At 60.4% G+C, this 15,533-nt stretch carries 16 protein-coding genes; 12 read left to right on the top strand and 4 right to left on the bottom strand.

Going from position 1 to position 15,533, the window contains the following annotated elements; translation table 11 throughout:
• Positions 1-12: 12 nt before the first annotated feature.
• Positions 13-1,215: a 3-oxoadipyl-CoA thiolase gene (pcaF, locus tag ACVBAU_RS01305; RefSeq protein WP_448327441.1), complete on the bottom strand. Its 1,203-nt coding sequence runs from the start codon at positions 1,213-1,215 to the stop codon at positions 13-15.
• A gap of 239 nt (positions 1,216-1,454) precedes the next feature.
• Here pcaF and serB point away from each other — a divergent pair, with 239 nt between their 5' ends.
• Positions 1,455-2,330 (top strand): phosphoserine phosphatase SerB, encoded by an 876-nt coding sequence (serB, locus tag ACVBAU_RS01300; RefSeq protein ID WP_138924742.1) that lies wholly within the window; start codon positions 1,455-1,457, stop codon positions 2,328-2,330.
• 62 nt (positions 2,331-2,392) lie between these two features.
• Here serB and ACVBAU_RS01295 read toward each other — a convergent pair whose 3' ends face one another.
• Positions 2,393-3,373: an asparaginase gene (locus ACVBAU_RS01295; RefSeq protein WP_448327439.1), complete on the bottom strand. Its 981-nt coding sequence runs from the start codon at positions 3,371-3,373 to the stop codon at positions 2,393-2,395.
• A gap of 178 nt (positions 3,374-3,551) precedes the next feature.
• Between ACVBAU_RS01295 and ACVBAU_RS01290 the strand changes: the two genes are divergently transcribed.
• The 3 genes from ACVBAU_RS01290 (at position 3,552) to ACVBAU_RS01280 (ending at position 5,849) form a co-directional block, all read left to right on the top strand.
• On the top strand, positions 3,552-4,082 hold the full coding sequence (locus tag ACVBAU_RS01290) for an invasion associated locus B family protein (protein ID WP_138924744.1): 531 nt from the start codon (positions 3,552-3,554) through the stop codon (positions 4,080-4,082).
• 190 nt (positions 4,083-4,272) lie between these two features.
• Positions 4,273-5,448 (top strand): 23S rRNA (adenine(2503)-C(2))-methyltransferase RlmN, encoded by a 1,176-nt coding sequence (gene rlmN / locus ACVBAU_RS01285; protein WP_335744657.1) that lies wholly within the window; start codon positions 4,273-4,275, stop codon positions 5,446-5,448.
• A 188-nt stretch (positions 5,449-5,636) separates the two neighbouring features.
• On the top strand, positions 5,637-5,849 hold the full coding sequence (locus ACVBAU_RS01280) for a hypothetical protein (RefSeq protein WP_448327436.1): 213 nt from the start codon (positions 5,637-5,639) through the stop codon (positions 5,847-5,849).
• Between the two features lie 17 nt (positions 5,850-5,866).
• Here the strand turns inward: ACVBAU_RS01280 and ACVBAU_RS01275 are convergent, their stop codons facing one another.
• Positions 5,867-6,712 (bottom strand): LOG family protein, encoded by an 846-nt coding sequence (locus tag ACVBAU_RS01275; RefSeq protein ID WP_138924746.1) that lies wholly within the window; start codon positions 6,710-6,712, stop codon positions 5,867-5,869.
• A 152-nt stretch (positions 6,713-6,864) separates the two neighbouring features.
• On the opposite strand from ACVBAU_RS01275, the gene dapD reads away from it, so the two are divergent.
• From dapD to ACVBAU_RS01235, 8 genes are all read left to right on the top strand, one after another.
• Entirely contained in the window at positions 6,865-7,692 is an 828-nt protein-coding gene (gene dapD / locus ACVBAU_RS01270; RefSeq protein WP_138924747.1) for a 2,3,4,5-tetrahydropyridine-2,6-dicarboxylate N-succinyltransferase, read from the top strand.
• A 61-nt stretch (positions 7,693-7,753) separates the two neighbouring features.
• On the top strand, positions 7,754-8,008 hold the full coding sequence (locus ACVBAU_RS01265) for a GlsB/YeaQ/YmgE family stress response membrane protein (protein ID WP_138924748.1): 255 nt from the start codon (positions 7,754-7,756) through the stop codon (positions 8,006-8,008).
• Positions 8,009-8,069: 61 nt separating this feature from the next.
• A complete protein-coding gene (locus ACVBAU_RS01260) occupies positions 8,070-8,408 on the top strand; it encodes a hypothetical protein (protein ID WP_093732081.1) in 339 nt (112 codons plus the stop codon).
• A gap of 84 nt (positions 8,409-8,492) precedes the next feature.
• Positions 8,493-9,638 carry a succinyl-diaminopimelate desuccinylase gene (gene dapE / locus ACVBAU_RS01255; protein ID WP_448327434.1) on the top strand — a complete coding sequence of 382 codons (1,146 nt, stop codon included), beginning with the start codon at positions 8,493-8,495 and terminating at the stop codon, positions 9,636-9,638.
• Positions 9,635-10,057: a GNAT family N-acetyltransferase gene (locus ACVBAU_RS01250; protein WP_323803920.1), complete on the top strand. Its 423-nt coding sequence runs from the start codon at positions 9,635-9,637 to the stop codon at positions 10,055-10,057. The genes dapE and ACVBAU_RS01250 overlap by 4 nt, the downstream gene beginning before the upstream one ends.
• Entirely contained in the window at positions 10,054-10,656 is a 603-nt protein-coding gene (locus tag ACVBAU_RS01245) for a TIGR04282 family arsenosugar biosynthesis glycosyltransferase (RefSeq protein ID WP_448327432.1), read from the top strand. Before ACVBAU_RS01250 ends, ACVBAU_RS01245 begins: the two co-directional genes overlap by 4 nt.
• Positions 10,657-10,659: 3 nt before the next feature.
• Positions 10,660-12,939 carry a ribonuclease R gene (gene rnr, locus ACVBAU_RS01240; protein ID WP_448327430.1) on the top strand — a complete coding sequence of 760 codons (2,280 nt, stop codon included), beginning with the start codon at positions 10,660-10,662 and terminating at the stop codon, positions 12,937-12,939.
• An 80-nt stretch (positions 12,940-13,019) separates the two neighbouring features.
• Positions 13,020-14,276 (top strand): lytic murein transglycosylase, encoded by a 1,257-nt coding sequence (locus tag ACVBAU_RS01235; protein ID WP_448327428.1) that lies wholly within the window; start codon positions 13,020-13,022, stop codon positions 14,274-14,276.
• 78 nt (positions 14,277-14,354) lie between these two features.
• Here the strand turns inward: ACVBAU_RS01235 and ACVBAU_RS01230 are convergent, their stop codons facing one another.
• A complete protein-coding gene (locus ACVBAU_RS01230) occupies positions 14,355-15,533 on the bottom strand; it encodes an ABC transporter permease (RefSeq protein ID WP_448327426.1) in 1,179 nt (392 codons plus the stop codon).

Genomic DNA, 15,533 nt, shown 5'->3' with positions numbered 1-15,533 from the left:
GGGATAATTGCGTTAAGCGCGTTCGAGAATGATAGCGACGCCTTGGCCGACGCCGACACACATGGTGCACAGCGCATAGCGGCCGCCTGTGCGTTTCAGTTGCAGGGCTGCGGTCATGACCAGACGCGCACCGGACATCCCCAGCGGGTGACCGATGGCAATCGCGCCGCCGTTGGCGTTCACATGGGGGGCGTCATCGGCCACACCCAAAGCCCGCAATGTGGCGATCCCTTGCGAAGCGAATGCTTCGTTCAGTTCAATCACATCCATCTGGTCGATGGTCAGACCTGCGCGGGCCAGAACTTTCTGGCTGGCGGGGACAGGGCCGATCCCCATGACGCGCGGTTCAACACCGGCGGCAGAGATACCAACAACACGCGCAATCGGGGTCAGCCCGTGCTGCGACGCCGCCGCCCCGGACGCCATCAGCATTGCCGCCGCGCCATCGTTCACGCCAGAGGCATTGCCCGCAGTGACGGTCAGGTCGGGGCCATTGATCGGGCGCAGTTTGGTCAGCGCTTCGATCGTGGTGCCGGGCCGCGGGTGTTCGTCGCGGGCAAATACAATCGGGTCGCCCTTGCGCTGCGGGATCGAGACCGGGGTGATTTCATCGGCAAACACGCCCGCCTTGTCCGCGGCTTCCCAACGGTCCTGGCTGCGCTTGGCAAAAGCGTCCTGGTCGGCGCGGCTGATGTCATAGTCTGTGGCGACATTATCGCCGGTTTCGGGCATGGATTCGACGCCGTATTGCGCCTTCATCTTGGGGTTTACAAAGCGCCAGCCGATGGTGGTGTCATAGACGGCGTTGTTGCGCGAGAATGCGGTTTCCGCCTTGGGCATCACAAAAGGCGCACGGGTCATGCTTTCGACACCGCCGGCAATCGCCAGATCCATGTCGCCTGCCTTGATCGCGCGGGCAGCAGCACCGACGGCATCCATACCGGAGGCACAAAGGCGGTTGATCGTTGCACCGGGCACATCGACCGGCAAGCCCGCCAGCAGTGCTGCCATACGTGCCACGTTACGGTTGTCTTCGCCGGCCTGATTGGCGCAGCCAAAGATCACGTCATCAATTTTGGACCAATCCAGATCAGGATTGCGGGCCATCAATGCAGCAATGGGTGCCGCTGCAAGATCATCGGCACGCACCGATGACAATGCGCCGCCAAAGCGGCCGATGGGTGTGCGCTGTGCGTCACAAATAAAAGCGTCCATAAAAGTCTCCCTTGGTTGATGAGCCTAGGGATAGTCGCGATTCGACGCAACTTAAATGTTACCTGACATTTTTCAGTCTCGATATTTTGTAACATGAGGCTGGGGTGTGAGCCGCGCTGCGGCACGGACGGCTTCTTGTTCAACCTTCCCCCGCAGGAGCCCTGAAACAGGGGTGGAAACCTCGGTGAAACAATGCGCAGATGCGCCCCAGATTGAATTGACGCGAACGGACCTACCCCATGCATAGTGTGACCCTGTTAACCTCTCCTCAACGCCCGCAGCTTGAGGCGTCTTTGGTCGATGCTGTTCGAAATGCATGGGGGGGCGGGGATGCCGTTTGGCTGGCTCCGGACGAGGCCGCGCGCTTTGACATGAAGCGGATGCCTGGCAATCGTTGGGATGTCTGGGCCGAATGTCAGGGGATGGGCGTCGATCTGGTGATCACCCCGTCCGAAGGGGCGCGCAAGAAGATGCTGCTGGCTGATATGGACAGCACCATGATCCAGCAAGAATGCATCGACGAATTGGCCGATGAGGCTGGTGTGGGCGACCGCGTAAAAGAGATCACCACACGCGCCATGAACGGCGAGCTGGATTTCGAAGAGGCGCTGCGCGAACGCGTCGGCCTGCTAAAGGGGCTAGATGAAGCGGTTATCACGCGCGTTTTGGCAGAGCGGATCACCCATATGCCCGGCGGACAGACCTTGATCGCGACGATGAAAGCGAACGGTGCCTACGCGGCGCTCGTCTCGGGCGGGTTCACGGCGTTTACCGCTGCGGTCGCAAAGGCGCTTGGGTTCGACGAGAACCGCGCGAATACATTGCTGGCCTCAGACGGGGTGTTGACCGGCGATGTGGGGGTGCCGATCCTTGGGAGACAAGCCAAAGTCGATGCGCTGGAAGAGATCACCGCGCGGCTGGGTTTGACCGAGGCCGATGTGATCGCCGTGGGCGACGGGGCTAATGATCTGGGTATGCTGGCCCGCGCCGGCATGGGGGTGGCGTTGCACGCCAAGCCCGCAGTCGCTGCTGAATGCGATGTCCGGATCAACTTTGGCGACCTGACGGCGCTGCTCTATGTGCAGGGATACACCAAGGACGAATTCGTCAGCTAATTCCGAGAGGTGCATGGGGCGCTGCCCCATACCCCGGGATTTTGCACCATTTGGAAGCGGCTTTAGGCAAAACCCGCTGCGGGCTTGAGCATGCCGGTGATGATGCCGCGACGGTTTTCAATCGGGGCGTTGCGGTATTTCAGAGCCTCGGGGTGGTTCGGGTCAAGCGCGCCCAGTTTGATCAGGATTGATGTAATCGCACATTCTGCGGCGCGTTTGGTGCCGCAGGCGGCTTTGAGTGCCACGCCGATTTTCTGATCCGGCAGGATCGCGATAAAAAACCCTTCGGCACCGGTCTTGAGCGCGACTTTGCCGCTCGTCGCACGCATCAGGTTGGTGCAGGCGCGGGTTTCGCCGGCGACAAGGTCGGGATGCAAACGCATGGCTTGATGCAGGCGCGCCTCGGCCGAACCATCAGGCGCGGCGGCGAAATGGGCCATCGCACGGGCCATGCCATGTAGGGTCGTCGCAAAATTCGGGACAGAGCAGCCGTCGATGCCAAAACCCGGAGAGGTGGTGCCGGTCACCCGTTCAAATGCCTCAAGGCAGGCGCGCTGCACGGGGTGGTCCGGCTTTTCGTAGTCCGCACCGCCGCCCGTATGTGCGTTGACCGACAGGAAGCCCGCGTGTTTGCCAGAGCATTCGTGGTGAATTTGGTACGGCTGCTGGTCTGCGCAGGCCAGTGCATTGCGCGCGGCCACGTCGCCCGGTTCGGCTGCTCCGCAGCGAAAGGCGCTGTCGTTCAGTCCTAAAGTATCAAGCCAGTCAGAGATGATTCCCACATGCAAATCCGCTGCCTGATGCGATGCGCACGCAAGGGCCAGATGTTGCGAGCCAAGGCCATAGGCATCAGCAGCGCCAGACTGGACCAGAGGCAGCGCCTGAATCATTTTGGCAGAGGACCGAGGCAGGATCACCGTGTCGGGATCCCCCCAAGCGTGCAGGATCTGACCGCTGCTGTCACAGACCACCGCATGACCCGAATGCACGCTTTCCAGAAACGGACCACGCCAGATTTCGGCAAAGGGGGCTGCTTGGGCCATGATTTGTCCTTTTCGTTGGCGAATTCCTGCCAATCAGGGTTTCGTGTGTCGCCTGTTTGACGTTATTATGCTTGTTGACGAAAGAAATACAGTTCCTTTGACAAGAGCGCCTCCCGAAGGGCTGCCATTGGGGGATTGTAGTGACGTTGAGGTTATTGGCGGCTGGAGGCCCAGGTAGATGATGAACTTTAGGACGATTGGTTTAGCGGCGGCGCTGGCGGGGCTGAGCGCAGGCAGCGTGTTCGCGCAAGCGCAAAGCACGAACCGCGTAGCGGCAGAGACGGACTGGAGCGTATTCGTCGAAGACAACCCGACCGAATGTTGGGGCGTGTCCACACCGAAAGAATCCGTGAACTCGCGGGATGGCCGCGTTGTATCTGTAAGCCGGGGCCAGACGTTGTTGATGGTCTTCTACCGTCCAAGCGCGGGTGCCAAGGGGCAGGTGGCCTTTACCGGCGGCTATCCCTTTGCTTCTGGGTCGACCGTCAACATGAACATCGGCGGCACTACGTTTGAACTGTTCACGGAGGGCGAGTGGGCCTGGCCTGCAACCACCGAGGATGACAACAAGATCATCGCCGCCATGAAGCGCGGTTCTGATGCCAAGCTGACGGGCCGTTCGGGCCGTGGCACCCAGACCGAAGACTCGTTCTCGTTGTTGGGGTTCACAGCCGCGGTTGACGACGCTGCCAAACGCTGCGGCGGCTAAGGTTTTTCGCCTGATCTGATTGCAAAGCCCTGCCCTTGGCGGGGCTTTTTTCGGTACGACACGGCCCACAAACGGGCCCTGACGGTCCCAGCCATGCACTGAGGCTGCGTCAGCAATGCGGCGTTTCCTTTTGATTTAGGGAAAAATCCCTATATAGAGCGCTCAAACCCCTGCACACCGGAGAATCCCCATGTCTGCGACCGCGCCGATCACTCAAGATGTCATGACCATTCCGCGTAAGCAGGCGGAGGGGCCGATGAACCTTGTCGGGCTGACCCGTGACGCCATGCGCGCTGCGTTGATTGCCGAAGGTACGCCTGAAAAGCAGGCGAAGATGCGCGTCGGGCAGATCTGGCAGTGGATCTATCAATGGGGCACCCGTGACTTTGCCGACATGACCAACCTGTCGAAAGCGTTCCGCGCCGAGCTGGCCGAGAAGTTTGTGATAGAAGTGCCGGAGGTCGTGACCAAGCAGGTGTCAGAGGATGGCACCCGCAAATATCTGGTGCGCATCGCGGGCGGTCATGAGGTCGAGGTGGTGTATATCCCCGAAGAAGGCCGCGGCACGCTTTGTGTCAGCTCGCAGGTTGGGTGTACGCTGACGTGTTCCTTCTGCCACACAGGTACGCAAAAACTCGTGCGCAACCTGACTGCGGCCGAGATCATCGGGCAGGTGATGGTGGCGCGGGATGATTTGGGCGAATGGCCAGTGCCCGGGACCATCTCCGAGGCACCACGGCTGTTGTCCAACATCGTCCTAATGGGCATGGGCGAGCCGCTGTATAACTTTGAAAACGTGCGCGACGCGATGAAGATCGCAATGGACCCCGAGGGCATCCAGCTGTCACGCCGCCGGATTACGCTATCGACCTCGGGTGTGGTGCCAGAGATCGCCCGCACAGCCGAAGAAATCGGCTGTCAGCTGGCCGTGTCGTTCCACGCGACCACGGATGAGGTGCGCAACAAGCTGGTGCCGATCAACAAGCGCTGGAACATCGCAGAGCTGATAGAAGCGCTGCGGGCCTATCCCAGGGTCAGCAATTCTGAACGGATCACGTTTGAATATGTGATGCTCGACGGGGTGAACGATTCAGACGCCGACGCGTACCGCCTCGTAGAGCTGATCCGTGGCATTCCGGCCAAGATCAACCTGATCCCGTTCAACGAATGGCCCGGCGCACCGTACAAACGGTCGTCGAACAACCGTATCCGCGCGTTCTCCGAGATTGTGTATCAGGCCGGCTATGCCTCGCCCGTGCGCAAACCGCGCGGCGAAGACATCATGGCCGCGTGTGGTCAGTTGAAATCTGCGACCGAACGCGAACGCAAATCGCGCAAGCAGATCGAGGCTGACGCGGGGATGTAACCCATTAGTTTCAAGTGAATAGCATGATGCAGCCGTCCCGATTTGGGGCGGCTGTTTGCATTTGTAGCGGTCGATTGTGGCGCGCTCACCGTGAAATGACCTTGGGTCCGCCGCATTTAAGCAGAAATTAAGTCATCATCGCCCAGAATATTGTTTCCATCGACAACACAATCAGGAGCGATACTGCGATGACTATCATTATTAAAAACGACGCCTTTATCACTGCCGATGTACTGGCACTTGTAACCCGCGAACGCGAAAGCGCCTTGTCCTACCGCGAATGGAAAGATCGTCTGGCCGGCTATGGCTATGGGGTACGTGACACGGACCACGGTTCCGTTCTGGAAACGCTGCCGCATCACGTAGAGGTCTGTGTGCTTCCGGCTGATCTGTGCGTGTGATCTGACAAAAGGGTCTTTCAGCGTCCGGGGACTTCCTCTCGGGCGGGGGCAGTATCCCAATTTTCGATCAGCTTCATCGCCTCGTCGGCGGATTCTACAAATTGGAACAGGTCCAGATCCTGATCCGAGATCGTGCCCGCGTCGGCCAGCGCATCCCAGTTGATGATCTTTTCCCAGAACGCACGACCGAACAGCAGGAAGGGTATCCGCGACATGCGGCCCGTCTGGATCAGGGTCAGCGTCTCGAACATCTCGTCCAGGGTTCCGAAACCGCCCGGGAATACGCAGATCGCACGTGCACGCATCAGGAAATGCATCTTGCGGATCGCGAAGTAGTGAAAGTTAAAGCACAGCTCGGGTGTGACGTATTCATTCGGCGCCTGTTCAAACGGGAGCACGATATTCAGCCCGATGGATTGCCCGCCTGCGTCGACGGCGCCGCGGTTGCCTGCCTCCATCACGCCTGGGCCACCGCCTGTGACGATGACGTTATCCTGGCCGTCGCTCTCCATCGATTTCAGCGTCATCAGCCGCGCGAATTCGCGGGCTTCATCATAGAAATGCGACAGATCGGCCAGCGTCTTGGTGCGGGCCTTGTCCTTGTGGGCGGGCGCGGGGATACGCGCGCCGCCGAACAGCACGATGGTGGATTTGACGCCATGCGCATCCAACGCCATCTCGGGCTTCAGCAGTTCAAGTTGCAGCCGGACGGGGCGCAATTCCTGACGACACATAAAATCATCATCGGTAAAGGCCAGCCGGTAGGCAGGGGCCCGCGTCTGCGGCGTGTCGGGAACATCCTGTGCCGTGGCGCGGTCGTCGCCGGCCTGCCGCAAGGGGTGGCGTTTTGAATCGGTCATCATACTCTCCGGTCTATGCGGGCGGTTCGCGCCCTTTATCGCAACATGCCCGCCTTTGGCGCAAATGACCACGCCATCCGACGTCATTGCACGACGGGCCTGACGACTGTATAGCCAGTCGCAACATTTGACCCTCATTCGCCGGAGCTACACCCATGTCGAACGCCCAACTTGAAACCGCCATCGAAGCCGCTTGGGATGCCCGTGACACGATCACATCCGCCACCACAGGCGAAACACGCGACGCGATCGAAGACACGCTGGCCGCGCTTGACAGTGGCAAGCTGCGCGTCGCCGAAAAAATGGAAAATGGCGATTGGCATGTGAACCAATGGGCCAAAAAGGCGGTTCTGCTGGGCTTCCGTATCAAGGATATGGAACAGCACGACGGCGGCCCGCAGGGCAGCGGCTGGTGGGACAAGGTCGATAGCAAGTTCAAAGGCTGGAATGACGCCGACTGGAAAGAAGCAGGCTTTCGCGCTGTGCCAAACTGCGTCGTGCGCAAGTCGGCCTTTATCGCGCCGGGCGTGGTCCTGATGCCGTCGTTCGTGAACATCGGTGCCTATGTCGACAGCGGCACAATGGTCGACACATGGGCGACCGTCGGGTCCTGCGCGCAGATCGGCAAGAACGTTCACCTGTCGGGCGGCGTTGGCATTGGTGGCGTGCTTGAACCCATGCAGGCCGGGCCAACGATCATCGAAGACAACTGCTTTATCGGGGCGCGCTCCGAAGTTGTCGAAGGCTGCATCGTGCGCGAAGGCTCTGTTCTGGGGATGGGCGTTTATATCGGGCAGTCGACCAAAATTCTGGACCGCGAAACAGGCGAAGTCTTTTATGGCGAAGTCCCCGCAGGGTCGGTCGTTGTGGCAGGGTCCATGCCGTCAAAGAACGGTGTGCACCTCTATTGCGCCGTCATCGTAAAGCGCGTGGACGAGAAAACACGCTCGAAAACCTCGATCAACGAGCTTTTGCGCGACTAAGGGAACCTTTTCACAGATCTGTGAGTTCACTCTCTGAAACAAGATTTATGGAGAATTTGAAATGACAGGTTTGGGTTGGTTTGCAGCAATTATCGTCGGTGGTCTGGCCGGGTGGATCGCGGAAAAAATCATGAAGTCCGATATGGGGCTGATCATGAACATTATTCTGGGGATCATTGGCGCGCTTGTCGCCAACTTCCTGCTGGTTGCCATCGTCGGCGCGACCTTGGGCGGCTGGATCGGTCAACTGGTTGTCGGGATCATCGGGGCCTGCCTGCTGATCTGGGTAACACGTTTGGTACGCGGACGTAGCTGACCCTTTTCAGGCGACGCAGAACAAGGTAGGGCTGCCGCATCTTAATGCGGTGGCCCTTTTTATGTCTGACCAGAAGAAACCCAAAAAACCGTCGCGCCAGCAGGTTTATACCTTGTTGGTCGAAATCGGGCGCAAGGACGGTGACGGCTTGCCGGATAAGGCGACCGGTGCCGCGCTGATGTGCTTTGCGTCTGGTATCGACGAGGCAGAAGCGGTGCGCGAAACGGTTGCCATTCTCAAACAGGCAGACACGAACCCACTGGACGTGACCGGATACGGCACCCTTGCCGAGCGCGAAGAAGAAGGCCACGAAATCGACGAGGATGAACGCGCGTTGATGGCGCGGGCACTGGATGAAAACTCGGTCATCATTGCGCAAATGACGCCGTTTTTCGACTAGGGCATACCCTCGCCCCCTTGGCTTCCGTGTGTTTTCCTCACAAATGTAGGGCAACACCGCGAAACACGCCAAAGGAGCTCTGACATGACCAGCATCGATCCCGTAGACCTAACCGCCAAACTGGTGCGTTGCCCGTCGGTCACCCCCGCAGATGGGGGGGCACAACAGGTGTTGTACGATCTGTTGACCGATGCGGGGTTTGACTGTGCGTGGGCCGACCGTGGCGGGATCAAGAACCTTTTTGCGCGTTGGGGCAAGCAGGGAAACACCCGTAGCTTTGGCTTTAACGGTCACACCGATGTCGTGCCCATCGGGAACGAGGCCGACTGGACGATGCCGCCCTTTGGCGCAGAGATCAAAGACGGCATTATGTACGGGCGCGGCACCACCGATATGAAATCCGGTGTGGCCGCCTTTACCGCCGCGGCCATCGACTTTGTCCGTGATACACCGCCGGACGGATCGATTGTGCTGGCGATCACCGGAGACGAGGAAGCCGAAGGCATCGACGGCACCCGCGCATTGCTGGATTACATGAAAGACGCGGGCGAGCGGATGGACGTTTGTCTGGTGGGCGAGCCGACGTGCCCCAACTCTATGGGCGAGATGATTAAAATTGGGCGGCGCGGGTCCCTGAACGCGCATTTCCGCGTGATCGGCAAACAAGGCCACGCGGCCTATCCCCACCGCGCCAACAATCCGATGCCCGCGATGATGCGACTGATGGACCAGCTTGCCTCGCATACCCTTGACGACGGGACTGACCATTTCGATCCGTCTACGCTGGCGATTGTGACGGTCGATACCGGCAACCCCGCGACCAATGTGATCCCCGCTGAAACCCGCGCGACGGTGAACATCCGCTTTAACGACATGCATTCGGGCGGCAGTCTGACCACATGGCTGGAAGAGCAGGCCGCCGCGATCCGCGACAGCTTTGGCGTGCAGATCGAACTGAAGGTCAAGATATCGGGCGAAAGCTTTATCACGCCCCCCGGTGATCTGTCCGATCTGGTCTCCAAGGCGGTGCAGGCAGAGACGGGGGTGACGCCTGAACTGTCTACCTCTGGCGGGACATCGGATGCGCGGTTCATGAAGCACCACTGCCCAGTGGTCGAATTCGGTCTGGTCGGGCAATCCATGCATGAGGTCGACGAGAACGTCGAGGTGGCGCAGATTCACCAGTTGAAATCAATCTATACCCGCATCCTGAAGGACTATTTCGCATGACCGCCCATATCGCTGTGACCGAAGACCTTGCCAGCTGCCACCTGCTGCGCCGCATCGTCTTTATCGAAGAACAGAACGTATCTGAGGCGGAAGAGTTGGACGACCGTGACGGCGATGCGACCCATTTCCTTGCGACCGAAGAAGAGCTCCCCATCGGGTCGGCGCGGATGCATATCAAAGGCGACACAGCCAAGATCGGGCGGGTGTGTGTGATCAAATCCCACCGCGGTACCGGGCTTGGCGCGGCGCTGATCCGTGCGGCCGTCGAAGAGGCGCGCAAGGATCCTGCGGTGAGGTTCGCGAAGCTCGGTGCGCAGCTGCATGCGTTGGGGTTCTACGAGAAACTCGGGTTTGTGGCGCAGGGACCGGTCTTTGACGACGCAGGCATTGACCACCGCGAGATGGTCCTTTCCTTTTGAACCGCACATTGGTCATTATGGTGAAGGAGCCGCTGCCGGGGCGGGTCAAGACGCGGCTTGGCCGTGATCTGGGCATGACCGCCGCCGCGTGGTGGTTCCGACATCAGACCCGCGCATTGATCCGCCGTGTGCAAGACCCGCGCTGGCAGGTGGTGCTGGCTGTCGCACCGGATCGGGCAGGGCTGTCCAGCCGCGTCTGGCCCGCGCATCTGCCCCGCTGGCCGCAAGGGCGCGGTGATCTGGGCGACCGCATGGGCCGCATGCTGCGCGGTGCGCCTGCGGGGCCGGTTTGCGTCATCGGTGCCGATATTCCGGGCGTGACCTCTGCACGGGTGGCAGAGGCGTTTCGCGCGCTCGGGTCGCATGATGCGGTGTTCGGGCCCGCACCGGACGGGGGCTATTGGCTGATCGGCCTGAAACGCGCCCGCCCCGTTCCGCCGCGCCTGTTTGAAAACGTCCGCTGGTCGACGGAACATGCGCTGGCCGATACTGTCGCCACGCTGCCCGATCACCGCATTGCAAAGGTCGCGACATTGAGGGACGTGGATGCAATCGACGATTTGCCCATGACGAAGCGGGGTGCGCGTGCTACCTCGTGAAGCATGAGCAAAATACCTTCAAAGCCCGAGATCCTTGAATGGATCGCCGAAAACCCCACTCTGGCCGCCAAGCGTGATATCGCTAAGGCGTTCGGCATCAAGGGAGCGGCCCGGATTGACCTGAAACGCGTGCTGAAAGAGCTGGAGGCCGAAGGCCATCTGGAAAAGCGCAAGCGCAGTTATCAAGATCCCGACCGGTTGCCGCCAGTGTCCGTGTTGCAGATTACCGGCCCCGATAAGGACGGCGACCTGTTTGCCAAACCGATGGAATGGCAGGGCGAAGGCGTAGAGCCGATCGTGCTCGTAATACCGCGGGCCTCCGACCCTGCCTTGGGTGCAGGGGACCGCATCCTCGCGCGTCTGACCTTGGTTCAGGGCGAGGATTTTCACTATGAGGCGCGGCTGATCCGTCGCATCGGCGCGAACCCGCAACGGGTGCTGGGTATTTTCCGCAAGACAACCGAAGGCGGGCGCATTGTGCCCATCGATAAAGGGTCGGACAAGGAATGGTGGGTGCCCGGTGACGCAACCCACGGTGCCAAAGACGGCGAGCTGGTCGAGGCCGAACAATCGGGGCCAAAGGCCCGCATGGGGTCCCCGCGGGCACGTATCGTTGAACGCCTTGGCGATCCGTCCGCCCCCAAGGCCGTGTCCCTGATCGCGATCCACCAGCACGGTATTCCCGACGACTTCCCTGATGATGTGATGGCGCAAGCCGATGCGGCGAAACCCGAGGGCCTGAAAGGGCGCGAGGATCTGCGTGATCTGCCGTTAATCACCATCGACCCCTCTGACGCGCGTGACCATGATGACGCGTGCTATGCCCATGCTGACGAAGACCCCAAGAACGAGGGTGGCCATGTCGTCTGGGTCGCGATCGCGGATGTCGCCGCCTATGTCACCCCCGGCTCTGCGCTGGACCGCGAAGCGCGCAAACGGGGCAATTCGACCTACTTCCCCGACCGCGTTGTCCCGATGCTGCCTGATCGTCTGTCGGGCGACCTGTGTTCGCTGCACGAAGGCGTGCCGCGTGCCTGTATCGCGGTGCGTATGGTGTTGGATGCGGAGGGCAACAAGATCGGCCATACGTTCCATCGCGGGCTGATGCGGTCGCCTGCTTCGTTGCACTACGAAGAGGTGCAAGACGCGATAGACGGCAATCCGAATGACCGCACGGGCCCTTTGCTAGAGTCTGTTCTAAAGCCTATTTATGCCGCCTACGCCGCCCTGAAAGCTGCACGTGCCGAACGCCAGCCGCTAGACCTTAACCTGCCTGAGCGGCGGATCGAACTGGACGCGGACGGGACCGTAAAGTCGGTGAACTTTAAGGACCGTCTAGACGCGCACCGCCTGATCGAAGAGTTCATGGTGTTGGCCAATGTCGCGGCCGCCGAGACGCTGCTGGCGAAGAAAACGCCGCTGCTCTACCGCATTCACGAAGAACCCTCGCCTGCCAAGCTGGATGCCCTGCGCGAGACGGCGCAGGCGGCGGGCTATACGTTGGCCAAGGGGCAGGTGCTGCACACGCGCCATTTGAACAAACTGCTGAATGACGCGGCGGGTACCGATGATGCCGAGCTCATCAACCTGTCGACGTTGCGGTCGATGACGCAGGCCTATTACGGGCCTGCGCACATCGGGCACTTTGGTCTGGCGCTGCGGTCCTATGCGCATTTCACGTCTCCGATACGGCGCTATGCGGATCTGATCGTGCACCGCGCGCTGATCACTGCACACGGTTGGGGCAACGACGGGCTGAGCCAGCTTGATATCGAGGATATCGAACAGACCGGCGCACATATCTCGGACACCGAACGCCGGTCCATGGTGGCAGAGCGGGACACCACCGACCGTTATCTGGCGTCTTATCTGTCTGAACGTGTCGGCAATGAATTCTCGGGCCGGATCAGCGGCATCGCGCGGTTCGGAGCCTTTGTGAAGCTGGACGAAACCGGTGCCGACGGGCTGCTGCCCATGCGGTCCCTAGGGCGCGAGTATTTCCATTTCGATCAGGATGCAGGCACGCTGATGGGGTCGGACACCGGCATGATGATCTCTGTCGGGCAACGGGTCACTGTGCGCCTGTCCGAGGCCGTGCCGGTCACAGGTGGCATCGCGTTGGAGCTGCTGACGATCGAAGGTGACGCGATTTCACAGGGCGGCAAAGGCGGCAAGCGCGGGCGCGGTGGCTCTGCTGGGCGCACCAATCCAAAGCGCAAAGCGGTCAAGGCCAAGCGCAAGTCCGACAAGGTCAAACTCAAGGTCAAACGCACCCGGCAATAACACGCACAGCGGGCATATCATTCTTTCTGGCCCCTGCATTTGCCGCTACGCTTTGGCATGATGCTGGGAAGGGTCTGTTTATGAAACTGCTAACGATTGCTGTATTGGCCGCCGGGGTGACGTTTACTGTCGGCCCCGTGACAGGGTTGTTGGCCCAGACGGACAGCGCGGCGCGTCCTGCTGCCGCCGCGCAAGAGACTGGAAGCGACGCGGGGCTGCAAGGCTGGCTGACAGCGTTCCGCGCCCGTGCGTTGGCGGCAGGAATCGACGGCTTGGTATTTGACCGCGCAATGCAAACAGTGCGCTATGACACAGAGGTCATTCGCCGTGATCGAAACCAGTCGGAATTCACCAAAACCATCTGGGATTATCTGGCAACCGCGACCTCTGACTTGCGGATTGCCAACGGTAAAAAGGCGCTCGCAGAACAGGCGGACGCGCTGGCGCAGATTGAAAAACGCTATGGCGTTGAAAAAGAGATCGTAACCGCGATTTGGGGACTGGAAAGCGCCTATGGCACGTTCAGGGGCAGCGATCCGGTGCTGACCTCGCTCGCGACGCTGGCCTATGACGGGCGGCGGCGGGCGTTCTTCGAGGGCGAGCTGCTGGACGCGCTGCGGATTTTGCAGGCAGGCGATACCACGCCGACGCAGATGCAGGGCAGTTGGGCCGGGGCAATGGGGCATACACAGTTCATGCCGTCGTCCTTCCAGCTTTATGCCGAAGATTTCACCGCAGACGGCAAGCGTGACATCTGGGGCGACGATCCGCGTGATGCGCTGGCCTCGACCGCGGCGTATCTCAAGCACTTTGGCTGGGTCTCGGGCCAGCCTTGGGGCGTTGAAGTGCAACTGCCCGACGGGTTCGACTATCTGTTGGCGGGCCGCGATATTCTGAAGACCGCGGAGGAGTGGACAGCCCTCGGAGTGGCCCCCGTGACAGGGGCGCTGGAGGATCACGGGCCTGCGTCTTTGCTGTTGCCCGGCGGCGCAGAGGGCGCGGCGTTTCTGATATATACCAATTTCGCGGTGATCGAACGCTATAACTCGGCAGATGCTTATGTGATCGGGGTCGGACATTTGGCTGACCGCATCGCCGGAGGTGATCCAATCCGCCACAGCTGGCCCGTGCAGGATCGGGCGCTCAGCTACGACGAGCGGATCGAGCTGCAAACGCGCCTTACTGCGCAGGGATTCGATACGGTAAAGATTGATGCCAAGATCGGCCCGCTGACAATCAGCGCGGTGCGCGCGTTCCAATTGTCGCAGGAACGGCTGCCTGACGGCTATGCTTCGCTTGGTTTGTTGGAAGCCTTACGTGCTGTCGCGGGCGAATAGTCTGCCGAAAAAGAAACGAGCCGGACCTTGGGGTCCGGCTCATGCCTTCGGCGAGGATTTTTACCATTTGGAAGCGGCTTAGCCGGGTGACATGCCACGCAGGCGTTCCGAGCGGCGGCGCAGCATTTCGACCACGGTCAGCAGGCAGATCGAGATCACCACGAGGATCGTTGCCACGGCAAGGATCGTGGGGCTGATCTGTTCGCGCAGGCCGGTGAACATTTGCCACGGCAGGGTTTTCTGACCGGCAGAGCCGACAAAAAGGACCACGACGACTTCGTCAAACGAGGTGATGAAGGCGAACAGCCCGCCTGAAATGACGCCCGGCAAGATCAGCGGCATTTGTACCCGAAAGAAGGTCGTGACCGGATTGGCACCCATGTTCGCCGCGGCGCGCGTCAGTGAGCGATCAAAGCCCACCAACGTCGCCGTGACGGTGATGATGACGAACGGGATGCCCAAGGCCGCGTGAGCGAGCACGACGCCGACATAGGTTCCTTGCAGGCCAACGCGGCTGTAGAAGAAGTACATCCCAGCGGCTGAGATGATTAGCGGGACGATCATTGGCGAAATCAGGATCGCCATGATCGCGCGGCGGAAGGGCACGTGCTGCTGGCTGAGGCCGATGGCGGCAAGCGTCCCGAAGCTGACCGAGAGCAAGGTCGCGGCAGGCGCGATCTTGACCGAGTTCCAGACGGCACCTTGCCATGCAGAGCTGTTGAAGAAGTCCTTGTAGTGGCGCAGCGAATAGCCTTCGGGATCAAAGCGCAGCATTTCAGGCGTGAAGGTAAAGAAGTTCTCTGCGTTGAAGCTGAGCGGCATGACCACGAGGATCGGTGTGATCAGGAACACAAGGACGGCACCGCAGATGATGCGGAAGGTGAAATGCCACAGGACTTGCCCCGGTGTCAGATAGGGGGCGACCTTGGCGCGGTAGCGTCCTTCGTAGAGCCAGAAGCTGAACCAGCCGAAGAACCAACCGAAGATGACCCCGAGCACCAGCATGGGTACACCGCCAAGGAAAAACCCGATGACGGCGAGCAGGATCACAGCGGCCCAACGGCCAACGGTTTCGTTCTTGATCAGTTGCGTCAGGATGAACGCCAGCGCGCCCATCGTCAGCGCCCCGATCACGATACCCAGTAAACCGCTGCCTTGGGCGGTACCGACGAAGAGGCCGGCAAAGGCACCGGCGGCAGCGACGACCGGTACATAAAAGCTCACCGGTTTGCGGGAGATAGGTGTGAGTGCGACCAT

Source organism: Sulfitobacter sp. M13, assembly GCF_053474885.1.
This window is presented reverse-complemented; position numbering and strand designations above follow the sequence as displayed.